Below are 22556 nucleotides of genomic sequence, written 5' to 3'. Positions count from 1 at the left end.
CTTGAAAGCCGTCGCGCCGCCCGGTGCCGACGCCATGCTGCAGCGACTTGTCCAGACGCTGGAGATGCAGGACGGCCGCTGGCGAGCGCGACAGGGCGACTGGCTGCTGGACAGCAGCTTCCAGCCGGTGTTCAGCTTCCCGCACCGCCGGGCCGTGGGCTACGAGGCCTTGCTCAGGGTGTCGGACGAGGCCGGTCAGCCGGTGTCCCCGGTGGCCTTCTTCGAGCAGCTGCGCAGCTTCGAGCAGCAGTGGGCAGCCGACCGCCTGTGTCGGCTTCTGCATGTCCACAACTTCGTGCACCAGGCCGGCGATGAAGGCTGGCTGTTCCTGAACATCCATCCGGCCGTGTTCGTGCACGGTGCGCAGCAGACGCAGGCGCTGGAATCGTCGGTGCGCACCATGCAGGCGCTGGGCCTGCCCATGCACCGCCTGGTGCTGGAGGTGACCGAGGACATCATGGCGCAGGAGACCGATTTCGAGCGCGCGGTGGCCAATGTGCGTGCCACCGGCTGCCTGCTGGCGCTGGACGATTTCGGCGCGGGTCATTCCAATTTCGACCGGGTCTGGAACATCCATCCGGAGATCGTCAAGCTGGACCGCAGCCTGCTGCGCCGCGCCTGTGGGTCGCCGCGCATCGCCCGCGTGTTGGCGCAGATGGTGTCGCTGCTGCACGAATGCGGTTCGCTGGTGCTGCTGGAGGGCGTGGAGACGCGCGACGAGGCCCTGCTGGCGCTGGATGTGGATGTGGACATGGTGCAGGGCTTTGCCTTCGGCCGGCCGGTGCCGGGCATGCTGGGGCCCAGCGGCGCGTCGGAGGAGATCGAGGCGCTGTGGACGCAACTGGACGAGCGCCATGCCGACGGCCGCAAGGCGCACGCGTCCCGCATCGGCCCGTATCGGGACGCGATCCGGCAGGCCCAGGCGGCGCTGGAAGGGCAGGCCTGGCCGGAGGCCTGCGCCGGGCTGCTGGCGCTGCCAGGCGTGCAGGTCTGCTTCCTGCTGGACGAGCAGGGCCGCCATCTGGCCGAGCCGCTGTTGCCGCCCGACGTGAAGCCGCAGTCGCCGGACCCGCGTTTCCAGCCGCTGGGCCTGGCCGGTGAAGCGCGCTGGGCACGCCGGCCTTACTTTCGCCGCGCGTTGGACGAGCCGGGCGTCGTGCAGATGACGCGGCCCTATCTGAGCCTGCACGGCGCGCGCATGTGCGTGACGCTGTCCGTCGCGCTGCGCGTGGCCGGCCGACTGCAGGTGTTGTGCACGGACGTGGACTGGAGCAGCTTCGAGGGCTAGCCAGCCGGTCGTGACGCGACCAGGTCTTGCACGCGCTGCGCGTCGGCAGGCGTCGCCGGGTTGTAGACCACCATGCCCAGGTCGGGCCGGCCATCGACGGCGAAGGCGGAGTATTCGAGCGCCAGCGGGCCGGCCTGCGGGTGGCGCAGCAGCTTGATGCCTTCGCCGTGGCTGCGCACCTCGTGGCTGCGCCACAGCGCCGCGAACTCGGGGCTGCGCGCGCACAACTCCCCCACCAGCGCGTCGACGGTCTTGGCGTCGCCGGCGCGCGCCGCATCGGCGCGAAACGCCGCGACGACGAAGCTCGCCACCGCGTGCCAGTCAGCCTGTCTGGCCTTCACGCCCGGTTCGCAGAAGATGCGCCGCAGGATGTTGCGCTCGTCGGGCGCCAGCGTGTCGTAGCCGAACACGGCGGCCGCGGCGCGGTTCCATGCGACCAGGTCCCAGGTCGCGGTCTTGATGTAGGCCGGGCTCACGGGCAGCGCGTCCAGCACGCGTTGCAGGCGCGGCGAGATGTCGCTGCCGTCCCGCTGGCGCACGGCGGGCGGCCGGCCCAGGCCCAGCAGGAACAGGTGCTCGCACTCGTCGTCGGTCAGCGCCAGCGCGCGGGCGATGCGCTCCAGCACCTCGGCGGACGGTGCGCCGCCGCGGCCCTGCTCCAGCCACGTGTACCAGGTGGCGCTGATGTGGGCGCGCTGCGCCACCTCCTCGCGGCGCAAGCCAGGCGTGCGCCGGCGCGTGGCCTGGAAGCCGAAGGCGGCGGGGTCCAGCCTGGCGCGGCGGTCGCGCAGATAGCCGCCCAGCGCGCTGCTTTCCATGCTCGGCACGGCCTGCTGGCGTTGCTCGGCTTGCCCGCCCTGCGCGCTCAGCCCATTAGTTTTCATACCCGTATGAGCTCACTGCTTTACGACGATGCATTGTCTGCCGACAGTCGCGCCCTCACTTTGTTGGAGCACCCTCATGCAGGTTTTTGTCACCGGGGCCACCGGGTTCGTCGGCTCGGCCGTCGTCAAGGAATTGCTCGCCGCGGGGCACCAGGTGCGCGGTCTTGCGCGGTCGGACGCGTCCGCCGCAGCACTGGCGGCCGCAGGCGCGGACGTGTTGCGCGGCGCGCTGGAGGATGTGGACGTGCTGCGCGCTGGCGCTGCCGCAGCGGACGGCGTCATCCACACCGGGTTCAACCACGATTTCTCCAAATTCGCAGAGAACTGCGAGCTGGACCGCCGCGCCATCGAGGCGATGGGCAGCGCGCTGGCCGGCAGCGACCTGCCGCTGATCGTCACGGCGGGCCTGGCTCACCTGGCCACCGGCCGCGCCGCGACGGAGCAGGACATGGCCAGGCACGACCCCGCTCGCTTCCCACGCGTGTCCGAGGCCGCGGCCATGGCCTTCGTTGAGCGCGGCGTGCGGGCGATGGCGGTGCGGCTGCCGCCGTCCACGCACGGCGTGGGCGACCATGGCTTCGTGCCCATGCTGATCGCCATCGCGCGAAAGGCCGGTGTGTCGGTCTACGGCGGCGATGGCGGCAACCGCTGGGCGGCCACGCACCGGCTTGACGCCGCGCGGGTGTACCGCCTGGCGCTTGAATCGGGCAGCGCAGGCGCGCGCTATCACGCGGTGGCGGAGCAGGGCGTGCCGTTCCGCGAGATTGCGGAAGTCATCGGGCGGCGCCTGGGCGTGCCGGTCGAATCGCGCTCAGCCGAGGCCGCTGCGGCGCACTTCGGCTGGTTCGCGATGTTTGCCTGCCTCGACATGTCCGCCGCCAGCGACATCACGCGCGCCACGCTGGGCTGGGCGCCCGATCAGCCCGGCCTCATCGCGGACATCGACCAGCCGGCCTACTTCGCGGCCTGATGGGTGGCAGCCGGTGCGTGCTGCTTCAGCCACGCGAAGAACTCGCCGTACCAGAGCCGGCTGTTGCGGGGTTTCAGCACCCAGTGGTTCTCGTCCGGGAACCACACCAGGCGTGCCGGCACGCCCAGCGACTTCAGCGTGTTGTAGTAGGCCAGGCCCTGGGCGTCGGGCACGCGGTAGTCCATGGCGCCGTGGATGACGAGGGTGGGCGTCCTGAAGTGCTGGGCGAAGGCATGCGGGCTCTGCGCGGCGACGCGGGCCGGGTCGTCCCAGTAGGCCACGCCCAGCTCCTTGCGATGCCAGGTGTAGGCGTCGTCGGCGTACATGGCCTGCCAGTCATAGCAGCCGGCGTGGCAGACATAGGCCTGGTAGCGACCGGGCTTCACGTGGCCGTTCATCCACGCGACCATGTAGCCGCCGTAGCTGCCGCCGGTGGCGACGATGCGTTTGCGATCCACCCAGGGCGTCTTCAGCAGCCAGTCGGTGCCGGCCTCGATGTCCTGCAGCTCGTACTCGCCCCAGTGGCCGGTGATGCAGTCCAGGAACTCGTGGCCGAAGCTGGACGAGCCGTGGTAGTTCACGCAGGCCACGACGTAGCCTTGCGCGGCAAAGGTCTGGTGGTTCCAGCGCCAGTGCCAGCTGTCGCCGAAGGCCGTGTGCGGGCCGCCGTGGATGACGTGCATGACCGGGTGCTTCTTCTTCGCATCGAAGGCGGGCGGGTAGATCAGCCACATCTGCACGTCGTCGCCGCGGGCGCCCTTGACGCTCACCTCCTCGTGGCGGCCGAAGGCATGGCCGGCCAGGCGCGCGTCGTTCAGCGCCTCGATGCGGCGCAGGCCGTCGTCGCCGAGCACCGACAGCCGCGGCGGGAACTGCACGCTGTCGTGGTTGACGACAACGAAGTCGGCGCCCAGCGAGAAGCTGCCGACATGGCCGCCCTGGAAGATGGGCTCTGCCAGCCGGTCGCCCAACGCGAACTGCCACAGGTGGCGGCGGCCGCGCTCCTCGGCGGCGAACAGCACGCTCTGGTCGTCGGCGGCCCAGCGCAGCGGCGCGGCCACCTCGTGGTCCCAGTCGGCGCTGAACACGGCCCAGCGGCCCTGCTGGTCCAGCACGGCCAGCTGGTCGGGCTGGTTGTGGCCCTGCGCCTGGTGGCTGGCCAGGAAGGCGAGGTGGGCGCCCGAGTGGCTGTAGCGCGGCGCGGCGAAGTGCCAGCCGCCGTCCTGCAGCAGCGTCTGCACGCGGCGCGTTCGGACATCGATCTCGGCCAGCGCGTAGCGGTTGTCCAGCGTCTTCTCGGCGCCGGGGTCGAAGGCGAAGGCGATGCGCCGGCCGTCGGGGGCGACGTCGAAGCTGTTCGCATCCGGCTCGGCGCGGCTGAGCTCCAGCGCGGTGCCCTCGAACAGGTCGCGCGCCTTGCCGGTGTCCACGTCCATCACATGCAGGTGCGGCACGCGGCCCATGGGGATGTGGTGGTCCCAGAAGCGGTACAGCGCCTCGTCGGTGACGTAGGCCGTCTCCTTGCGGGCCTTGAAATCACGCAGCGCATCGGCCTGCGTGGCGGCCTTGCGGTCGGGCCAGACCCAGCTGACGAAGGCGATGCGCCGGCCGTCGGGGAACCACTTGAAGGCCTCGACGCCGGTGGGCACGGCACCCACGCGTCGCGCCTCGCCGCCGTCGGGCGCGATGACGTACAGCTGCGGCTCCTCGTCCTTCGTGCCGCCTTGTTCGCGCTTGGCCGTGAACGCGATCAGGTCGCCGCGCGGGCTCCACTGCGGGTTGCCGTCCTTCTCGCCGGCCTCGGTCAGGCGGCGCGGCTCGCCGCCCAGCGTCGAGAACAGCCACAGGCTGCTCTGCGCCTTGTTCGTGGCCATGTCATGGCGTGTGACGCCGGCCACGGCCTGGGCGCCATCGGGGCTGAGGCTGGGTTCGCCGATGCGATCCAAGGCCCAGAGTGCATCAACATCGAAGGCCTTGGCTTTTGCTTTCATGGTCTCTGTCGGGTCAGTTGCCAGTTCAGGTGCGCCTTGACCTCGGGCCATTCGCCCACGGTCAGGCTGTACATGACGGTGTCGCGCACCGTGCCGTCGCGGCGCAGCGCGTGGTGGCGCAGCACGCCGTCGCGCCTGGCGCCCAGGCGCTCGATGGCGCGCTGCGACGCGTGGTTGAAGTTGTCGGTGCGCCAGCCGACGAGCTTGGCGTCCAGCGTCTCGAAGGCATGCGTCAGCAGCAGCAGCTTGGCCGTCGTGTTGACGGCGCTGCGCTGCACGCGCTGGGCATACCAGGTGTAGCCGATCTCGACGCGCTCCACCGCCGGCACGATGTCGTGATAGCTGGTCGAGCCCAGCACCTCGCCGCTGGCGGCGTCCAGCACGGCGAAGGGCAGGCGATGACCGGCGGCCTGGCCGGCCAGCGCGGTTTCGATGTAGCCGCGCGTTTCATCCGGGGTCGGCACGCTGGTGAAGCGCAGGTTCCACAGCTCGCCGTCGGCCGCTGCCGCCTGCAGCCCCGTGAGGTGATCCAGCGTGAGGGGCACCAGGCGGATAGCGCCGCCCGTCAGCGTGACCGGTGCGACCGGCTTCATGCCTTGTCCTTCACGATCAGCCGCCGTGCGATGAAGCGGCCGGCGCCGCAGCCGGCAACGATCAACACCAGGCCCACGATCTGGCGTGCGTTCCATTCCGGGCTGGCAACGAAGTCGATGCCGAACTGCCGGCCCAGCCACCAGCCGGCCAGCGCCCCACCGACGAACCCGACCGCATCGGCCAGGCCTTCGCGCATCGCGCGGTCGAAATCCTGCGCCATCAGCGGTTGTTTCTCTGCATGAACACGAGCTTTTCAAACAGCGTCAGGTCCTGCTCATTCTTGAGCAGGGCCCCGACCAGCGGCGGGATGCTGACCTTCTCGTCCTTGGACTGCAGCGCGTCCACCGGCACGTCCTCGGCGACCAGCAGCTTGAGCCAGTCGATCAGCTCCGACGTGCTGGGCTTCTTCTTCAGGCCCGGCAGGTTGCGCACGTCGTAGAAGTTCTTCAGCGCCGCGGCCAGCAGGTCTTTCTTCAGCGTCGGGAAGTGCACATCGACGATCTTCTGCATCGTCGCGGCATCGGGGAACTTGATGTAGTGGAAGAAGCAGCGGCGCAGGAAGGCGTCCGGCAGCTCCTTCTCGTTGTTCGACGTGATGAACACCAGCGGCCGGTGCTTGGCCTTGATGAGCTGCCGCGTCTCATAGACGTAGAACTCCATGCGGTCGATCTCGCGCAGCAGGTCGTTCGGGAACTCGATGTCGGCCTTGTCGATCTCGTCGATGAGCAGCACGACCGGCTCGTCGGCCTCGAAGGCCTGCCACAGCACGCCCTTGACGATGTAGTTCTCGATGTTCCTGACGCGGTCGCTGCCCTCGATGCCGGCGAGCTGGCTGTCGCGCAGCCGGCTGACGGCGTCGTACTCGTACAAGCCTTGCTGGGCCTTGGTCGTGCTCTTGATGTGCCACTGCAGCAGCGGCATGCCCAGCGCACCCGCCACCTCCTCGGCCAGCATGGTCTTGCCGGTGCCGGGTTCGCCCTTGATGAGCAGGGGCCGCTGCAAGGTGGCGGCCGCATTGACTGCGAGCATCAGGTCGGCCGTGGCGACGTACTGGTCGGAACCTTGGAATTTCATGGGGAAAACCGGGGCTGGAGGGGGTCCGATCCAGTATAGGGGCCGCCCTATAATCGCCGCCGCTCAGAACCCGATACCCACCGAGACATGAAAAAACTGCTGCAGATCTCGCTTGCCCTGGCCACTGCCTTCGCTGCCTTTGGCGCCCAGGCCCAGGATGTGAAAGCGGGCGAGAAGAAGGTCGCGATGTGCATCGGCTGCCACGGCATCGTCGGCTACCAGGCCAGCTTTCCCGAGATCCACAAGGTGCCGATGATCGCGGGCCAGAACGCGAAGTACATCGTGGCCGCGCTGCAGGCCTATGCCAAGGGCGACCGCAAGCACCCGACGATGCGTGGCATCGCCGGCTCGCTGACCGAGCAGGACATGGCCGACATCGGCGCCTTCTACGAGCAGCAGGCCAAGGCCCCGGCCGCGCCGGAAGCTATTCCCGCCGCGCCCGCCAATGTGGCCGAGTTGCTGACCAAGGGCGCCTGCGTGTCCTGCCATGGCGCCAACTTCAGCAAGCCCATCGACCCGACCTATCCCAAGCTGTCCGGCCAGCACGCCGACTACCTGACGGTCGCGCTGAAGGCCTACAAGACCGAGAAGAACGCCAATGTCGGCCGGAACAACGGCGTCATGGCCGGCCAGGTCAAGCAGTTCAGCAATGCCGAGCTGAAGGCCATCGCGTCGTACATCAGCACGCTGCCCACCGAGCTGGCGACGGTCCCGCAAGGCAAGTTCCGCTGATCGGCCGCCCAGCTCACCGACAAGCCGCCCTTCGAGGCGGCTTTTTCATGCCCCCGTTTGAAAGCGTGCAGGGCTGCACAGTCGTCATTGCCAATGCCCGCTGATACTCGCGGTAACAGAGACGACGGTGTCATGTTGAAGAAGATCTCGACGACCGAGGTGAGGCTGGGCATGTATCTCCAAGCGATGGAGGGGGCATGGCTGTCCCATCCGTTCTGGAAGACCAAGTTCGTGCTGACCGACCCGGCCGACCTGGCGGCACTGAAGGCCAGCGGCGTGCCAGCGGTCTGGATAGACGTCAGCAAGGGCGGCGACGTGGCCGCCGCTGCTCCGCCCGCGCCCCATCCCGTCGTGACCAGCCCGGTGCCCGCGCCCGTCGCCGCACCGGCGCAGCAGCCGCGCGCCAGCATGGAGGACGAACTGGACCGCGCCGCCCAGGTGCTGGGCCGGGCCAAGGTCGCCGTCATTGCGCTGTTCGGCGAAGCGCGTCTGGGCAAGGCCATCGACAGCGAGGTCTGCCTGCCCATCGTCGATGAGGTCACGTCGTCGCTGGCGCGCAACCCGTCCGCCTTCGTGAGCCTGGCCCGGCTGAAGGACAGGGACGACTACACCTACATGCACTCGGTCGCCGTCTGCGGCCTGATGGTGGCGCTGGCCCGCCACATGGGCCTGGCCGACGCCGAGGTGCGCGAGGCGGGGCTGGCCGGCCTGCTGCACGACGTCGGCAAGATGCAGATGCCGCTGGACGTGCTGAACAAGCCCGGCGCGCTGACCGACGCCGAGTTCAGCGTCATGCGCAGCCACCCGGAACGTGGCTTCGAGCTGCTGAAGGATGGCGCCAAGGTGCCCGCCTCGGCGCTGGACGTCTGCCTGCACCACCACGAGAAGATGGACGGCACCGGCTACCCGCACAAGCTGGCAGGCGAGCAGATCAGCTTGTTCGCGCGCATGGGTGCCGTCTGCGACGTCTACGACGCCATCACCTCGGCACGGCCGTACAAGAACGCCTGGGACCCGGCCGGTTCGCTGCAGCGCATGTCGCAGTGGAAGGGGCAGTTCGACCCCGGCATCTTCCAGGCCTTCGTGAAGAGCATCGGCATCTACCCGACCGGCACGCTGGTGCGCCTGCAGTCGGGGCGCCTGGCCGTGGTCGTCGAGCAGAACCCGGCGTCGCTGGTCGCGCCGCGCGTCAAGGTCTTCTATTCGACCAAGTCCGGCATGCCCATCCCGCTGCAGGTCATCGACCTGGCAGCGTCCGGCACGACGGACCGTATTGCCGGCCGCGAACCCCCGGAAAACTGGAACTTCACCCATCTCGACGAGCTCTGGAACCCGGCCGGCAAACGGTAACGAAGGGGCTTTGTTCGCCCTCCTAAACTGCCGCTCCATGCAGTTGGGAGATCAGCAATGAAACGATGGATAGCAGTGGCGCTGCTGGCGCTGGCCGGCAGCGTGCCGGCCCAGACCCTGCGTTGGGCCAGCCAGGGCGACCCGCAGACCATGGACCCGCACTCGCAGAACGAGAGCCTGACCAACATGGTCAACGGGCAGGTCTACGAACGGCTGACCAACCGAAACGCCAAGCTGGCCCTGGTGCCTGGCCTGGCCACTGAATGGACGCAGACCGGCCCGCTGACCTGGCGCTTCAAGCTGCGCCCTGGCGTCAAGTTCCATGACGGCACGCCGTTCACGGCGGATGACGTCGTCTTCTCCATCCAGCGCGCCAAGGAGCCGACGTCGCTGATCGCCGTCTACGCCAACGCCGTCGGGGTGGCCAAGCGCGTCGACGACCTGACCGTGGACTTCCAGCTCCCGGTCTTCAACCCCATCTTCCTGCAGCACATCGACCAGCTCTGGATCATGAGCCGCAAGTGGTGCGAGGCCCACCGCGTGACGAAGCCGCTGGACTTCAAGAACAAGGAAGAGAGCTTCACCGCGCAAAACGCCAACGGCACCGGCCCCTACATGCTGGCCAGCCGCCAGCCCGGCATCAAGACCGTGCTCAAGCGCAACCCGGCCTGGTGGAACAAGTCGGACGGCAATGTGCAGGAGGTGGTCTACACGCCCATCGCGACGGATGCGACGCGCCTGGCGGCGCTGGTGTCGGGCGAGATCGACTTCGTGCTGGACCCCGCGCCGCGCGACATCGCCCGCTTGCGCAACACGGCCGGCGTCAAGGTCATCGAGGGGCCGGAGAACCGCCTGGTCTTCATCGGCATGGATCAGTCGCGCGACAAGCTGCTGTACGGCAACGTGCCCGGGCACAAGAACCCGTTCAAGGACCAGCGCGTGCGCAAGGCGCTTTACCAGGCCATCGACGTCGAGGCGCTGAAGACCAAGCTGATGAGCGGCCTGTCCGTGCCCACCGGCGCGCTGACGCCGTCCGGCAATGCGTCCTTCGACGACCCCGCGCTGCAGACCCGTCTGCCGCACGACCTGGCCGCCGCGAAGAAGCTGATGGCGGACGCCGGCCATGCCGACGGCTTCGAGGTGACGCTGGACTGCCCCAACAACCGCTACATCAACGACGAGGAGATCTGCACCGCGCTGGCCTCGATGTGGGCGCAGCTGAAGATCAAGGTGCGTGTCAACGCGATGCCGCGCGTCATCTACTTCCCCAAGCTGGAGAAGTACGACACCAGCCTGTACATGTACGGCTGGGGCGGCTCGGTGACCGACGCCGAGGCCATCCTGACGCCGCTGTACCGCAACCGCGGCGACAAGGGCGTGGGCACCTACAACTTCGGCGGCTTCCGCAACGACCGCGCCGACGCGCTGGCAGCGCAGTCCAGCGTCGAGCCGGACGCGAAAAAGCGCGAGCAGCAGATCCGTGGTGCGCTGACCGAGCTGCGCGAGCAGGTTAACGTGATCCCGCTGCACCGCCAGGTCGTGCCCTGGGCGGCGCGGGCCAATGTCACGGTCGTGCACCGCCCCGACAACTGGCTGGAACTCGCCTGGGTGCAGATCAGCCGCTGAATTAGGCCGTTTTACGGCCCACTGACCCCGACGCCGCGGCGGCACACTGGCAAGAGCCCCGCTCCATGCCCGCGCCATGCCGTACCGTTTTGCCGCCTTAGTCCTGACCTTGTTGCTCGCTGCCTGCGGAGGCGGCGGTGGCGGCGGCGGGGACTCCGGCACGCCCGTGCCCGACACGCCGCCCACGCTGCGCGGCGTCGCCGCCACGGGCGCGCCCCTGGTCAACGCCCAGATCAGCGTCGTCGATGGCCAGGGCAAGGCCGTCGGCACCGCGACGACCCATGCCGCCGACGGCAGCTACAGCCTAACGCTGAGCGTCAAGAGCCCGAGCGCGCCGCTGTTCATCCAGGCCCGTGGCATGGACGCCGCCGGCGCCATGCAGGTGCTGCACTCCACGGTGCCGGCCATCAGCGCCGCCATGGTGGGCCACGTGACGCCGCTGACCAACGCCGTCGTCGCGCTGGCCCTGGGCACCGAACCCGCGCCGGTTTTCACGGCCGCGGCGACCAGCGCCAGCCAGCTCACGCAGATGGCCACGGCGACGCCGGCTGCGGCCGACTTCCTGAAGACGCTGGTCAAGACGCAGATCTCGGACCTGAAGATCACCACGCTGGACCTGCTGGCCGATGCGACGTTCGCGGCCAACAAGGGCGCGCACGACCTGCTGATCGAGAGCGTGCGCGTGGACCTGGCCCGCTCGCGCCTGAACGTGCCCCAGCTGCAGGTCGGCAACAAGTTCCTCGCCGGAACGACGGCCGAAGTCGTCGTCGAGCTGCCCACGGCCCAGACCGAGCTGTTGAAGACCACCGGCGCCACGCCGGCCAATGCCATCACCTCGACGTTGAAGGCCGCCACCAGCGCGACGACGCTGCTGGGCAACCTGCCCGGCCTGGACGACCTGGGCGCAGCGCTGAACCAGCTCATCGCCCAAGGCAAGGACGTCAGCACCATCCTGACGCACGCCCTGGTCACCGGCTATGACAAGCACAACGGCCACGTGAAGACCGACCTGGCGGCCACCCTGTCCACCTACACGGCGGCCAACCGCCAGTTCGGCCGCTTCCAGCTGCTGGGCTGTGGCGACGACCTGCCGGCCGCGGGCAACTGCAGCAAGGTGCTGGTGGGCGCCGTCATCAGCGACTCCACCGGCACCGTCGTCGAGCTGTTCAGCGACGCCGTCAGCTACAACAAGAGTGCCACGACGACCAACAAGTGGAACCTGGTCGGCAACGGCAAGAAGCTGGCCGTCGCCGTGTACCCGCTGGCCTTCACGGCCAAGACCGCCGACGGCAGCGCCGACACGGCCTTGTCGCCCAACCCCGGCATCGGCCTGCAGGTCGAGATCCAGGCACAGACGCCCGACCCCATCCCCGTCAACCCGCCGCTGCAGCTGCTCAGCTCGGCCACCGTGCAGCTGCCCGGCGGCTTCAGCATCCCGTTCGGCTACTGCAGCCGGCCGCAGCTGTGCGTGTCGTCCACGACGGGCGCCACCAGCCTGATCGCCACCGGCGGCGTGGGCGACCTCGCCATCCAGCGCGCCGCCGTGGGCTGGGTCGGCACGGCGGACAGCATCCGCGGCGCCAAATACCTCGTCAACTACACGCTGGCCGGCGCCGTGGAGACGCGCAATGCCTACCTGCGGGCCGACGTGCTGGGCGACCCGGCCGCGGCACGCTTCCCGGCCATCGATGGACTGACCAACAACCTGCCGCTGCGCGCGGTGGACCTGCAGACCGGCACGCTGGCGCTGAACTGGGCGACCTGGGCGACCGCCAACCCCGACCTGCGCCTCATCGAGATCAAGCGCGTCTTCACGCCTACGGCCGGTGGTGCGCCCACCGTGCTCGACGTGACCGTGCCGCTGCCGCCCAAGACGACGCTGTCGGCGCTGGGCACCGCCTACATGCCACCGGCCGAGGTGAAGTCCGAGCTGTGGCTGCAGGCCATGGATGCGCAGGGCCGGCGCTTCCACACCCGCTACGTCGGCGCGCCCTGACGATCCCCTAGCCGGTGTGCTGCGCCACCCAGCGCAGCACGCCTTCCGGTCCCTGGAACTCGTCGACCGAGCGTGCCGGGATGGCCGGATGGCGCTCGCGCCACATTGCCGCCAGCGTGGCGCCGGGCCCCAACTCCAGTACGCAGGTCACGCCGCGCTCGGCGACGCTGTCCATGCAGTCGTCCCAGCGCACGGTGCTGGCGATCTGCCGCGCCAGCGCGTCGGCAAGCTGGGTGACAGCGCGGCTCGCTGTGCCGCTGAAATTGCAGACCACCGGCAGCTGTGCAGGCCGCAGCGTGACCTGGGCCAGTCGGGCGGCGAAGGCCGTGGCCGCGGCGGCCATGGCCGGCGTGTGCGACGCGACGCCGATGGGCAGTCGCGTGCAGCGCAGGCCGGCGTCGCTCCAGGCAGTGGCAGCGGCGTCCAGCGTGGCGGCGGGCCCACCGACGATGGCGCGCTGCGCACCGATGCGGATGGCCACCGACAAGCCCGCAGCCGACTCGGCCAGCGCCAGCGCATGCGGCCCCTGCACGGCCAGCAACCCCGTGTGCAGGCCGGCCACGCTTTCGTCCATGGCTTGCGCGCGGGCGGCGGCGAGGTCCAGCGCCGTGGTGGTGTCGAACACGCCGGCCACCGCAAACGCGGCCAGCTCGCCGACGCTGTAGCCCGCGACGACGGCGGGCCGTGGCAGCCGCGGCGCCAGCACGCGCCAGGCGGCGATGCCCATGCCCGTCAGCAGCTGCTGTGCGACCGGGTTGGCATGCAGCCAGGCCGGGTCGTCGAGTCGCGCACGCCAGTCGGCTCCAAGATGCGCGGCCAACGCGGCCAGCGTCGCCTCAGCCTCGGGCTGGGCCTCCAGCCAGGGCAGCATCTGCGGGTGCTGCGCGCCCTGGCCGGGGAACAGCAGCGCCAGGGCCATTCAGGCGATGCGCTGCAGCCAGCAGGCGGCGGCCAGCGTGTCGGCCGCGCCGCCGGGCGACAGGCGCCGGCGCACGAACTCGGCGCCCAGCGTGCGAGCCGCTTCAAGGCCTTGCGGTGAACCCGCGCCGCCGGCGGCCAGGAAGTCGCGCGCGGCGGCCTGGGCGAAGTGCAGGCCCTCCAGGCCGCCGCGGTGGGCCAGGTTGCTGTCGTCCAACTGGGCCATGACGGCAAACAGCGTGTCCAGCTGGGCGGCCGTCGCCGCGAGGCCGCGGGCACGTGCGGCGCGCAGCGCCGGCTCGGCCGTTTCGAACAGCACCGGGAAGCCCAGCGCCGCCTCGGCCGACGCGCTGCGCAGGCCCAGCCGGCGGGCGGCCATGCCGCCGGGCAGCGTCGACGGCCGCTGCGCGCGGGCGGTCAGCGCTTGACCCCAGCGGGCCGCCAGCGTCTGCCGCACCGCCGATGGTGTTGGCCGCTGGCCGTCGGCCGCCAGTGCGCCCGCCGAGGCGCACAGCAGGCCCAGCATGAAGATCGCACCGCGGTGCGTGTTGATGCCGCCGGTGGCCGCCAGCATGCGCGCCTCGGCGGCGATGCCGCAGCGCTCCAGCGCCTCGAAGGGCGCGCCCGCGGCGCCCAGCTCGGCGATGCGCACGAAGTAGCCGCGCAGCGCGAACAGGCTGCGCATGAAGGTGTGCGCGTCCATGTCGGCATGGCTGCCGCGGTCGGTCAGCGTGACCAGGCCGGGCTTGGGCGACAGCGCCAGTTCGTCGTGCAGCGCCAGCGTGGCGGCGCGGCCGATCTCCTGCGCGGTGAGCGCGGCGGAGGCGGGCGCGCGCTGCGCTCTCATGCGACCGCCTCGGCCGCCTCGAACCAGGCCGGCGACGTCGTGATGGCGGCGCCGTGCAGCCGCTTCACCAGCAGCGCCGGCGTGCGACCCTCGCGCCAGGCCAGCCACTCGCGCCAGGCCACGGCGGCGTCGCCGCCGAACACCAGTTCGCCGTCCAGCCGCCGCGTCGGTGCCGTGAAGTCGCCCAGCGCGGCGGCCACCGCATCGGCCTGCTCGGCGTCGGCCACGCCCACCCAGACATCGAGGTCGGAGCCTTCATGCAGATGGGCCATGCCGGTGAGGTGCTGCCAGCCATGGCTGCCGTAGACGCGCGCCGTGGTGCCGCTGGCCAGCAGCGTGGCGGCGAGCCGGCGTGCCGGTGCGCGGGCAGCGCTGGGCAATTGCGCGATGAGCTGTTCCAGGCGCGGGAACTCGTCGAAATACAGCACATCGGCCAGTGGCACGCGCAGCGCCAGGCGGCGATAACGCCAGCGGCGTGGCGCGCACAGGCCCAGCGCCACGGTCTCGCCGTGCTCATCGGGCTGGCGCGTGACGACGACCGGCAGGTTGTGGCCCGCCCAATGCCTGAGGCAGTCGCGCGCCTCGGCATCCCAGTCGCGGTCGCGCAGGTGCTGCCAACCGGCGGGCGACAGCCAGGCGATCTGGTGGCGGTGCAGCGGCGTCATGGGGCTCAGGCCGCGTCGAGAACCTGCTGCACGACGCTGGCGGCCAGCCGCCGGCCGCCGCGCGCGGCGCCGTCCTCGGCGCGCCGGTCGTCGGTGGGGGCATCGGCCAGCGCCTCGCGCAGCGCCTGCGCCAGGTCGCCCTGCCAGAGCCGGCGCACGCCGCCCATGGCCACGTAGTTGCCCACTCCCGGCGCGAACACCGGGTTGGACTCGGACAGCTGCGCCAGCATGGCCTCGGGCAGCTTGGTGACGCGGGCCATGGCCGGCAGGCGCATGACGCGGATCTCGGCTTCGGGCAGCGCGTCGCAGGCGTCGGCGATCAGGCCCGACGTGATGAAGCCGCCGGACAGCGCCTGGTCGTAGACCAGGCCCAGCACGCGGTGGCCGCGGCGGCGCGCGAGGTCGATGCAAAGCCCCAAGTGAGCCATCGCGCGGTTGATGCCCAGCAGCTCGTCGCGGCGGCGCAGCTGCTGGCCTTGCGTGTCGATCAGCGACAGGATGGCGCGGCCGGGGTGTTGCGCCATCGTGTCCAGCACCGCGCGGGCCTGCGTCAGCGCAAGCTGCACGCCGATGGGCGCGTGGTCGGTCGTGCCGATGACGGTGAGCGGCGCGCCGTCGAACGTGACCTCGCCGCGCAGGACGTCGCCGTCACGCGTGATGCCGTGGTCGGCGCCGAACAGCCGGGTTGCAAGCGTCTGCCAGTCCATCAGTGGGCTCCCAGGGCCAGCACGCCGGCCACATCCAGGTCGGGCACACGGGCCGCGTTGGGCACGCCCAGCGACGCCCACAGCGCGACGGCCTCGGCGCCGTCGAAGGCCAGGCGCGTGGTCAGCCAGGCGTGCTCCGCTTCCAGCAGCGCCAGCGTGACGGGCTGGCCCGCGTCAAGTGCCGCGATGGCCGCGGCGCGGAAGGCGGCCACGTCGTCCTCGACCAGCACGTCGCAGTCGCCGCTGAGCCAGCGGTGCTTGCCGCCGGTCGTGCGCCACACGAGAGCGCGGTCGCGCGAGTCGAACTCCTCGACGCCGTGCGAGGCCTCGATGACCTCGGGGCCGGACATGGCCAGCCGGCCCAGGTCGCTCATGACGATGTGGTCCGCGCAGCGCGCGACGATGCCCATGCCGCCGAAGCAGCCGTTGGCCCCGCCGATCAGCACGATGACCGGGATGCCGGCGGCGCGCACGTCCAGCAGCGCGCGCATGACCTCGGACACGGCGATGAGCCCGGCGTTGGCCTCGTGCAGCCGCACACCGCCGGATTCGGCCAGCAGCAACACGGCGCGCGGCTTGTCGCGCAGCGCGCGCTTGAGCAGGCCGACGAGCTTGGCGCCGTGCACCTCGCCCACGCCGCCGCCCATGAACTGGCCCTCCTGGGCCGCGACGAAGACGTCGTTGCCGGCCAGCGTCGCACGGCCGATGGCCACGCCGTCATCGAAAGCGCAGGGCACGCCCAGCTGCGCCAGGTGGGGGCTGGTCAGCCGCATCGCCGGCGGCAGCCACTCGTGGAAGCTGCCGGGGTCGACCACCAGGGCCAGGCGCTCGCGCGCCGAGCATTCGGCGTAAGAGGTGATCATGGTTGCAGCTCCTGCGCGGCCTGGTCCAGCCGCAGGCTGACGACGGCCGGCGTGGCGCCCATGTCGTTGACCGACAGGCGCACGCCAGCGAGCTGGTGGCGCTGGTGGAAGTCGCGCACGACGGCTTCCCAGATGGCGCCGAAGCCGCGTGCCGAGGTTTCGATGTGGACGGTGCAGCCGTCGCCGGCGGCCGGCTCCAGCAGCACTTCCAGGTTGCCGGAGCCGACCACGCCGACCAGCACCGGCGTGAAGGCGCCGGCGGGCCGCGTGCCGGTGAAGGCGTAGTCCAGGGTTTCGAGGCCGGGGGTGGTCATCAAATCCTCACCAGTTGCGGAAGCGCTTGGGCGGGCTGTACAGCCCACCGGACGCGCGCACGAGGTCGCGCATGCTGCGCGCGGCCAGCAGGTTGCGCGTCGCGTCGCGCGGGTCGATGCCGAGGTCGACGGGACGTCGGATGACGCCGCGGTCGCGCAGGTTCTCCACGATGCGGGCATCGCGTGCCAGGCCCACCGCCGTGTAGCCCGCCACGCCGCGGATGGCCTGCTCGCGTTCCTCGTCGCTGCGGCACAGCAGCAGGTTGGCGATGCCTTCCTCGGTCAGGATGTGGCTGACGTCGTCGCCGTAGATCATGATGGGCGGCAAGGCCATGCCGGCCTGCTCCTGCAGCGTCCACGCGTCCAGCCGCTCGACGAAGGCGGGCTGCATGTGCTCGCGGAAGGTCTCGACCATCTGCACGACCAGCTTTTGGCCGCGCGGCGTGCCGGCGGCACCGGGCCGGCCGTCACGCGCCTCGCGCCCGGCCTTCAGCCAGGCCGGGCTGGCGTGGCGGCGGCCGCGCGCGTCGGCGCCCATGTTGGGCGCGCCGCCAAAGCCGGTGATGCGGCCCAGTGTCGCCGTGGAGCTGTTGCCCTGCAGGTCGATCTGCAGCGTGGAGCCGATGAAGAGATCGCAGGCGTAATGGCCCGCGGCCTGGCAGAAGGCGCGGTTGCTGCGCAGGCTGCCGTCGGCACCGGTGAAGAACACGTCGGAGCGCGCACGGATGTAGTCCTCCATGCCCAGCTCGGAACCGAAGGAGTGGATGGACTCCACCCAGCCGGCTTCGATGGCCGGGATGAGGGCAGGGTGGGGGTTCAGCGCCCAGTGCTTGCAGATCTTGCCCTTGAGGCCCAGCGACTCGGCGTAGGTGGGCAGCAGCAGCTCGATGGCCGCGGTGTCGAAGCCGATGCCGTGGTTCAGACGCTGCACGCCGTACTCGGCATAGATGCCCTTGATGGCCATCATGGCCATCAGTACCTGGATTTCGCTGATCTGCGCCGGGTCGCGGGTGAACAGCGGCTCGACGAGGTTGGGGCGGGGTGCCGGCACGACGAAGTCCACCCAATCGGCGGGGATGTCGATGCGGGGCAGCGACGTTCCATCCGGCACGATCTCGTTGACCTGGGCGATGACGATGCCGCCCGAGAAGGCCGTGGCCTCGACGATGGCTGGCGTGTCCTCGGTGTTGGGGCCGGTGTAGAGATTGCCGGCCGCGTCTGCCGCGTGCGCGGCGACCAGCGCCACCTTGGGCGTCAGGTCGACGAAGTAGCGCGCGAACAGCTCCAGGTAGGTGTGGATGGCACCGATCTCGATGCCGCCGCTGCTCACCAGCTTGGCCAGCCGTGCACCCTGAGGGCCGGAGAAGCTGAAGTCCAGCCGCTTGGCGATGCCACTCTCGAACACGTCCAGATGCTCGGGCAGCGCCAGCACGGACTGCACCATGTGCAGGCCGCGCACGCGCTGCGGGTCCACCTGCGTCAGCGACTGGGCCAGGAAGTCGGCCTGCTTCTGGTTGTTGCCTTCCAGGCAGACGCGGTCGCCCGGCTGCAGCACGGCCTCCAGCAGCGGCACGATGGCTGCCGTCGCCACGCGTCGGCCCTGCAGCTGCGTGCCGAGGGCCGTGGCCGCACGGGCCAGGCGCTCACGGCGCTGCAGGTCGCGCAGGTTCCAGGCAGGAGCGTTCATCGTCAGCTCCTCAGTGCGCCTTGGCGGCGACGCCCATGACCAGGTCCGGCAGCCCCGTCGCGATGCCCGGGAAGATGCAGATCAGCAGCACCGCCAGCAGCATCAGCACGACGAAGGGCAGCACGCCCCAGATGATGTCCTTGAGGTCGATGTCCGGGGCGATGTTCTTGATGACGAAGATGTTCAGCCCCACCGGCGGGTGGATGAGGCCGGTCTCCATGACGATGGTCATCAGGATGCCGAACCAGATCAGGTCGAACCCGGCGGCCTTCAGCGGCGGCAGGATGATGGGCGCCGTCATCAGGATGATGCTGACCGGCGGCAGGAAGAAGCCCAGCAGGATGACCATCAGCAGCACCGCCGCCAGCAGCACCCACTTGGACAGCTGCATGCCGACGATCCACTCCGCCGTCGACTGGCTGATGTGCAGGTAGCTCATCACGTACGAGAACAGCAGCGACATGCCGATGATGAACATCAGCATGGTCGACTCCTTCAGCGTCGACTGCAGGATGGGCGCAACGTCCCTGGGACGCCAGACGCCGTAGATGACCGCGATCAGCGCCAGCGCCAGCAGCGCGCCCAGGCCGGCCGTCTCGGATGGCGTCGCGAAGCCGCCGTACAGCGCCACCATCACGCCGATCAGCAGCAGCACGAAGGGCACGACGCGCGGCAGCATCTCGAACTTCTCGCGGTTCGTGAAGGTCTCGTTGGCCAGCAGCGCGGAGGCGGCACCGGTGCGCTTGTACTCGGCCTCGGCCAGCGCGTATTCCTTGCGGTAGCGCAGCGCCGCGTAGCCGGCGAACAGCGCCACCAGCAGCACGCCCGGCATGATGCCGGCCAGGAACAGCCGGCCCAGCGACTGCTCGGCCGCCACCGCGTACAGGATCATCGTGATGGATGGCGGCAGCAGGATGCCCAGCGTGCCACCGGCGGCGATGATGCCGGCCGCGAAACCGGGCGAGTAGCCGCGCTTGCGCATCTCCGGGATGCCGGCGCTGCCGATGGCCGAGCAGGTGGCCGGGCTGGAGCCAGCCATGGCCGCGAACAGCGCGCAGGCGAACACGTTGGCAATGCCCAGGCCGCCGGGGATGCGGCCCATCCACACGTGCATGGCCGCGTACAAGTCCTGTCCGGCGCGGGACTTGCCGATGGCCGCGCCCTTCAGAATGAAGAGCGGAATGGACAGCAGCGTGATGCTGGCCATCTCCTCGTAGACGTTCTGCGTGACCGTGTCCAGCGCCGACGCCGGCATGAAGAGGGCCATGAACAGCACCGCGACGCTGCCCAGCGCGAACGCGATGGGCGCGCCAGAGAACATGAACAGCAGCGTGACGACGCCGAACAGCGAGCCCAGTAAAAGCATGCTCATGCTGCTGCTCCTTGCGTGGGTTTGAAGAAGCCGTTGACGCGGGCCGTGAGCTGCACCAGCAGCTGCAGGCTCAGCAGCGTCATGCCCAGGGCCATCAGGCCGTAGGGAATCCACAGTGGCGGCGCCCAGGACGACGACGTGGTCTGCCCCTCGGCCCAGGCCTCGTGGAACAGCGTCCACGACTTCCATGCGAAGAAGGCGCAGAAGGCGGTGCACATCAGGTCCACCAGCGCCAGGCGCAGGCGGTTCAGCGATCGCGGCATCAGGCCGGCGATCGCCTCGATGCCCACATGCCCGCGCAGCGCCTGCACGAAGGCGCCGCACAGGAAGGTCGCGCCGACCAGGCAGAACACCGCCGCCTCGTCCTGCCAGTCGGTGGACGCCTTCATCACATAGCGCGACACGACGCTGTAGGTCAGCACGCAGGACGCGACCAGCAGCGCAAACATGCCCAGCACCACCATCGCGTGGTTGACGACGTTCAGGCCGCGCGCGATCGGCCGCAGCAGGGCGGGCGTGTCGGGGTCGATGCCGGCAACCGCCGCCGGCTGCAGTTCAAAACCGTGGCTCATGGCGGCCTCAGAGCAGCTTCTGCGCGGCCTTGAGGATGGCGGCGCAGGACTCGTTCTTCTCGCCGAAGTCCTTCCACGCCGTGTCGCGGGCGATGGCCTGCCACTTCTTCAGCGTCGGCTCGTCCATGTCGTAGACCTTGGCGCCGGCCTTGGCGTAGATCGCGGCGGCGGCCTGGTCGTCAGCCTTGGCGGCGTCGCGGGCAAACACCTCCATCTCGGCGCCGACGGCCATCACGACGTCCTGCTGCGCCTTGGGCAGCTTGTTGAAGACCTCCTTGGAGATCATCAGCGGCTCGAACATGAACCAGTAGGTGCGCTGGCGGCCGGAGGTCAGGTGCTTGGCGATCTCCTCCAGCTTGAAGGAGATGAAGCTGGTGGACGAGGTCATGGCCGCGTCCATCGCGCCGGTCTGCATGGCGGCGTAGATCTCGTTGGACGGCAGCGTGATGACCGAGGCGCCGGCCTGCTTCAACATCATGTCCATCTCGCGGCTGCCGCCGCGCACCTTCAGGCCCTTGGCGTCGTCGGGCGTCACCAGCGGCCGCGCGCGGCTGGCCACGCCGCCGGCCTGCCAGACCCAGCTGACGATGAGCACGCCCTTGTCGTCCAGCACCTTGGACAGCAGCTTGCCGACCTCGGCCGTCTTCCAGGCCGCGCCCTGCTCGTAGCTGGGCACCAGTGCCGGCATCAGGCCGGCATTGGTCTCGGCCACCTCGCCGCCGGCATAGGACAGCGGCACCAGGCTCATGTCCAGCGCGCCCTTGCGCATGGCCGAGAACTGCGCGTTGGTCTTCATCAGCGACGAGCCCGGGTAGACCGAGGCCTTCAGTGCGCCGCTGGTGCGCTTCTCGACCTCGGCGGCGAACTTGCGGCACAGCCGGTCGCGGAAGTCACCTTCGGTCAGCGAGCCGCTGGGGAACTGGTGCGAGATCTTCAGCGTGCCTGCCTGCGCGTGGGCGGCGGGCAGCCAGGCGGCAGCGGCGGTGCCGGCGGCGGCGTTGATCCATTGGCGGCGTGTCAGGTGCATGGCTTGTCTCCAGGGTGTCCGCCTTCAAGGGCGGTATGCGGTCGCAGTGTGGAAGCGACCCCTGGGACGATCAATCAACCTCGCCGGCCGACCATTACGCCGGCTGCAACGGTCGTGGGTTAACCCTTGCGCGCGGCGGTAGGCTCGGCCTGGAGCTCGGCGCTATGGCTGCGGCAGGCGGCCAGCAGCGACAGCAGGTTGGGGTCGCGCTCCCGCGTGCGCAGGAAGACGACGCTGATCTTCTGGCGCATCTGGTAGCGCGCCGCCAGCGGCACCAGCACGACGTTGCGGGGCAGCACGCCGCGGATGCGCCCCGGCAGCAGTGTGCAGCCGATACCACCGCCCACCAGGTTCATCAGCGAGAAGATGTCGCTGGTGGTCATGACGACGTTGGGCTCGAAGCCGGCCGTGCGGAAGGCGTCAATGAACCGGTCGTGCGTCACATAGCCTTCGTTCAGCGACACGAAGCGCTCGTCGGCGCAGGCGCCCAGGTCGACCTCGCGCTGGCGCGCATAGGCCGACTCGGCCGGCGCGGCAAAGAAGATCTCGTCCTCGAACAGCAGCTGCGACTCGACGTCCGCCGCGCCGTCGGGGAAGCCCATCACCGTCGCGTCCACGGCGCCATCGCGCAGCTTGCGCAGCAGGTCGCTGTTGGAGCCCAGCACCAGCTCGGTCTGGATGTCGGGCTTGCGCAGGCGCAGGCCCATGATGAGGGCGGGCACGGTGCCGCTGGTCAGCGAATACAGCGAGCCGATGCGGATGCGGTCGGCCGCGTAGCCGGCGATCTCGCGCGTCGCGCGGATGCCGCGGTCCATGACCTGCAACATCTCGCGGGCCACGTCGGCCAGCGCATGGGCGGCGTCATTGGGCTGCAGGTTGCGGCCTTCGAGCCGGAACAGGCTGCAGCGCGTGCCCGTCTCCAGCGAATGCAGCGCGCGGTGCACGCTGACGGCGCTGATGCCCAGTCGCTCCGCCGCTCGCGCGAGGTTGCCGCTTTCCATGAAGGCCAGCAGGATCTCGAGCTTGCGAAAGGTGATCTCGTCGTCGATGCGGTGGAGCATGGGCTGCTCGCGGCGCCA

The 22556-nt window shown here is 70.0% G+C and carries 22 protein-coding genes; 6 read left to right on the top strand and 16 right to left on the bottom strand.

What is annotated here, in order from left to right; translation table 11 throughout:
• Nucleotide 1 precedes the first annotated feature (1 nt).
• Entirely contained in the window at nt 2-1288 is a 1287-nt protein-coding gene (locus tag AC1D29_RS19595) for a sensor domain-containing phosphodiesterase (protein WP_477900476.1), read from the top strand.
• Here AC1D29_RS19595 and AC1D29_RS19590 read toward each other — a convergent pair.
• Nucleotides 1285-2115, bottom strand: coding sequence for a helix-turn-helix transcriptional regulator (locus AC1D29_RS19590; RefSeq protein WP_477900536.1), 831 nt, complete (start codon nt 2113-2115; stop codon nt 1285-1287). The genes AC1D29_RS19595 and AC1D29_RS19590 overlap by 4 nt on opposite strands.
• Before the next feature lie 133 nt (nt 2116-2248).
• Between AC1D29_RS19590 and AC1D29_RS19585 the strand changes: the two genes are divergently transcribed.
• Complete coding sequence (locus tag AC1D29_RS19585) at nt 2249-3142, top strand: SDR family oxidoreductase (RefSeq protein WP_477900474.1); 894 nt, start codon at nt 2249-2251, stop codon at nt 3140-3142.
• Here AC1D29_RS19585 and AC1D29_RS19580 read toward each other — a convergent pair.
• Genes AC1D29_RS19580 through AC1D29_RS19565 form a run of 4 tightly spaced genes read right to left on the bottom strand, consistent with a single transcriptional unit; the run spans nt 3127 to nt 6801 of the window.
• Nucleotides 3127-5133 carry a S9 family peptidase gene (locus AC1D29_RS19580; protein WP_477900472.1) on the bottom strand — a complete coding sequence of 669 codons (2007 nt, stop codon included), beginning with the start codon at nt 5131-5133 and terminating at the stop codon, nt 3127-3129. The genes AC1D29_RS19585 and AC1D29_RS19580 overlap by 16 nt on opposite strands.
• Nucleotides 5130-5726 (bottom strand): GNAT family N-acetyltransferase, encoded by a 597-nt coding sequence (locus AC1D29_RS19575; protein ID WP_477900470.1) that lies wholly within the window; start codon nt 5724-5726, stop codon nt 5130-5132. Before AC1D29_RS19575 ends, AC1D29_RS19580 begins: the two co-directional genes overlap by 4 nt.
• Nucleotides 5723-5947: a hypothetical protein gene (locus tag AC1D29_RS19570; protein ID WP_477900468.1), complete on the bottom strand. Its 225-nt coding sequence runs from the start codon at nt 5945-5947 to the stop codon at nt 5723-5725. Before AC1D29_RS19570 ends, AC1D29_RS19575 begins: the two co-directional genes overlap by 4 nt.
• Nucleotides 5947-6801, bottom strand: coding sequence for an AAA family ATPase (locus AC1D29_RS19565; protein ID WP_477900466.1), 855 nt, complete (start codon nt 6799-6801; stop codon nt 5947-5949). The genes AC1D29_RS19570 and AC1D29_RS19565 overlap by 1 nt, the downstream gene beginning before the upstream one ends.
• A gap of 87 nt (nt 6802-6888) precedes the next feature.
• On the opposite strand from AC1D29_RS19565, the gene AC1D29_RS19560 reads away from it, so the two are divergent.
• From AC1D29_RS19560 to AC1D29_RS19545, 4 genes are all read left to right on the top strand, one after another.
• On the top strand, nt 6889-7533 hold the full coding sequence (locus AC1D29_RS19560; protein WP_477900464.1) for a c-type cytochrome: 645 nt from the start codon (nt 6889-6891) through the stop codon (nt 7531-7533).
• Nucleotides 7534-7665: 132 nt separating this feature from the next.
• Complete coding sequence (locus tag AC1D29_RS19555; protein WP_477900462.1) at nt 7666-8883, top strand: HD-GYP domain-containing protein; 1218 nt, start codon at nt 7666-7668, stop codon at nt 8881-8883.
• A 57-nt stretch (nt 8884-8940) separates the two neighbouring features.
• Entirely contained in the window at nt 8941-10509 is a 1569-nt protein-coding gene (locus tag AC1D29_RS19550) for an ABC transporter substrate-binding protein (RefSeq protein WP_477900460.1), read from the top strand.
• Between the two features lie 76 nt (nt 10510-10585).
• On the top strand, nt 10586-12505 hold the full coding sequence (locus tag AC1D29_RS19545; RefSeq protein ID WP_477900458.1) for a hypothetical protein: 1920 nt from the start codon (nt 10586-10588) through the stop codon (nt 12503-12505).
• Nucleotides 12506-12512: 7 nt separating this feature from the next.
• Here the strand turns inward: AC1D29_RS19545 and AC1D29_RS19540 are convergent, their stop codons facing one another.
• The 11 genes from AC1D29_RS19540 to AC1D29_RS19490 all read right to left on the bottom strand — a co-directional run bounded on the left by AC1D29_RS19540 (nt 12513) and on the right by AC1D29_RS19490 (nt 22538).
• Entirely contained in the window at nt 12513-13424 is a 912-nt protein-coding gene (locus AC1D29_RS19540; protein WP_477900456.1) for an acyltransferase domain-containing protein, read from the bottom strand.
• Complete coding sequence (gene mdcB, locus AC1D29_RS19535) at nt 13425-14270, bottom strand: triphosphoribosyl-dephospho-CoA synthase MdcB (RefSeq protein ID WP_477900454.1); 846 nt, start codon at nt 14268-14270, stop codon at nt 13425-13427.
• A complete protein-coding gene (gene mdcG, locus AC1D29_RS19530; RefSeq protein ID WP_477900452.1) occupies nt 14267-14935 on the bottom strand; it encodes a malonate decarboxylase holo-[acyl-carrier-protein] synthase in 669 nt (222 codons plus the stop codon). Before mdcG ends, mdcB begins: the two co-directional genes overlap by 4 nt.
• Before the next feature lie 5 nt (nt 14936-14940).
• Nucleotides 14941-15642, bottom strand: coding sequence for a biotin-independent malonate decarboxylase subunit gamma (locus AC1D29_RS19525; protein ID WP_477900450.1), 702 nt, complete (start codon nt 15640-15642; stop codon nt 14941-14943).
• Entirely contained in the window at nt 15642-16502 is an 861-nt protein-coding gene (locus AC1D29_RS19520) for a biotin-independent malonate decarboxylase subunit beta (protein ID WP_477900534.1), read from the bottom strand. Before AC1D29_RS19520 ends, AC1D29_RS19525 begins: the two co-directional genes overlap by 1 nt.
• Entirely contained in the window at nt 16502-16819 is a 318-nt protein-coding gene (gene mdcC / locus AC1D29_RS19515) for a malonate decarboxylase acyl carrier protein (protein WP_477900448.1), read from the bottom strand. The genes AC1D29_RS19520 and mdcC overlap by 1 nt, the downstream gene beginning before the upstream one ends.
• 7 nt (nt 16820-16826) lie before the next feature.
• A complete protein-coding gene (gene mdcA / locus AC1D29_RS19510; RefSeq protein ID WP_477900446.1) occupies nt 16827-18506 on the bottom strand; it encodes a malonate decarboxylase subunit alpha in 1680 nt (559 codons plus the stop codon).
• A gap of 10 nt (nt 18507-18516) precedes the next feature.
• The gene (locus AC1D29_RS19505; RefSeq protein WP_477900444.1) at nt 18517-19878 is read right to left on the bottom strand and encodes a TRAP transporter large permease; all 1362 of its coding nucleotides are present in this window, start codon (nt 19876-19878) and stop codon (nt 18517-18519) included.
• Nucleotides 19875-20450 (bottom strand): TRAP transporter small permease, encoded by a 576-nt coding sequence (locus AC1D29_RS19500; protein ID WP_477900443.1) that lies wholly within the window; start codon nt 20448-20450, stop codon nt 19875-19877. Before AC1D29_RS19500 ends, AC1D29_RS19505 begins: the two co-directional genes overlap by 4 nt.
• Nucleotides 20451-20457: 7 nt before the next feature.
• The gene (dctP, locus tag AC1D29_RS19495) at nt 20458-21477 is read right to left on the bottom strand and encodes a TRAP transporter substrate-binding protein DctP (RefSeq protein ID WP_477900441.1); all 1020 of its coding nucleotides are present in this window, start codon (nt 21475-21477) and stop codon (nt 20458-20460) included.
• 119 nt (nt 21478-21596) lie between these two features.
• Nucleotides 21597-22538, bottom strand: coding sequence for a LysR family transcriptional regulator (locus tag AC1D29_RS19490; RefSeq protein WP_477900438.1), 942 nt, complete (start codon nt 22536-22538; stop codon nt 21597-21599).
• Nucleotides 22539-22556: the final 18 nt, after the last annotated feature.

The sequence above is a fragment of the Roseateles sp. P1_C6 genome (assembly GCF_056406315.1).
Note: the sequence above shows the minus strand (reverse complement) of the source record. Positions and strands in the feature narration are given on the sequence as shown.

Bases quoted from the DNA above. Each gene is read 5' to 3' on its own strand.
- AC1D29_RS19565 (WP_477900466.1), bottom strand. From the start codon at position 6,801: ATGAAATTCCAAGGTTCCGACCAGTACGTCGCCACGGCCGACCTGATG.
- dctP (WP_477900441.1), bottom strand. From the start codon at position 21,477: ATGCACCTGACACGCCGCCAATGGATCAACGCCGCCGCCGGCACCGCC.
- mdcA (WP_477900446.1), bottom strand. From the start codon at position 18,506: ATGAACGCTCCTGCCTGGAACCTGCGCGACCTGCAGCGCCGTGAGCGC.
- mdcC (WP_477900448.1), bottom strand. From the start codon at position 16,819: ATGACCACCCCCGGCCTCGAAACCCTGGACTACGCCTTCACCGGCACG.
- AC1D29_RS19585 (WP_477900474.1), top strand. From the start codon at position 2,249: ATGCAGGTTTTTGTCACCGGGGCCACCGGGTTCGTCGGCTCGGCCGTC.
- AC1D29_RS19505 (WP_477900444.1), bottom strand. From the start codon at position 19,878: ATGAGCATGCTTTTACTGGGCTCGCTGTTCGGCGTCGTCACGCTGCTG.
- AC1D29_RS19525 (WP_477900450.1), bottom strand. From the start codon at position 15,642: ATGGACTGGCAGACGCTTGCAACCCGGCTGTTCGGCGCCGACCACGGC.
- AC1D29_RS19490 (WP_477900438.1), bottom strand. From the start codon at position 22,538: ATGCTCCACCGCATCGACGACGAGATCACCTTTCGCAAGCTCGAGATC.
- AC1D29_RS19540 (WP_477900456.1), bottom strand. From the start codon at position 13,424: ATGGCCCTGGCGCTGCTGTTCCCCGGCCAGGGCGCGCAGCACCCGCAG.
- AC1D29_RS19570 (WP_477900468.1), bottom strand. From the start codon at position 5,947: ATGGCGCAGGATTTCGACCGCGCGATGCGCGAAGGCCTGGCCGATGCG.
- AC1D29_RS19560 (WP_477900464.1), top strand. From the start codon at position 6,889: ATGAAAAAACTGCTGCAGATCTCGCTTGCCCTGGCCACTGCCTTCGCT.
- mdcG (WP_477900452.1), bottom strand. From the start codon at position 14,935: ATGACGCCGCTGCACCGCCACCAGATCGCCTGGCTGTCGCCCGCCGGT.
- AC1D29_RS19545 (WP_477900458.1), top strand. From the start codon at position 10,586: ATGCCGTACCGTTTTGCCGCCTTAGTCCTGACCTTGTTGCTCGCTGCC.
- AC1D29_RS19580 (WP_477900472.1), bottom strand. From the start codon at position 5,133: ATGAAAGCAAAAGCCAAGGCCTTCGATGTTGATGCACTCTGGGCCTTG.
- AC1D29_RS19550 (WP_477900460.1), top strand. From the start codon at position 8,941: ATGAAACGATGGATAGCAGTGGCGCTGCTGGCGCTGGCCGGCAGCGTG.
- AC1D29_RS19500 (WP_477900443.1), bottom strand. From the start codon at position 20,450: ATGAGCCACGGTTTTGAACTGCAGCCGGCGGCGGTTGCCGGCATCGAC.
- AC1D29_RS19555 (WP_477900462.1), top strand. From the start codon at position 7,666: ATGTTGAAGAAGATCTCGACGACCGAGGTGAGGCTGGGCATGTATCTC.
- AC1D29_RS19575 (WP_477900470.1), bottom strand. From the start codon at position 5,726: ATGAAGCCGGTCGCACCGGTCACGCTGACGGGCGGCGCTATCCGCCTG.
- mdcB (WP_477900454.1), bottom strand. From the start codon at position 14,270: ATGAGAGCGCAGCGCGCGCCCGCCTCCGCCGCGCTCACCGCGCAGGAG.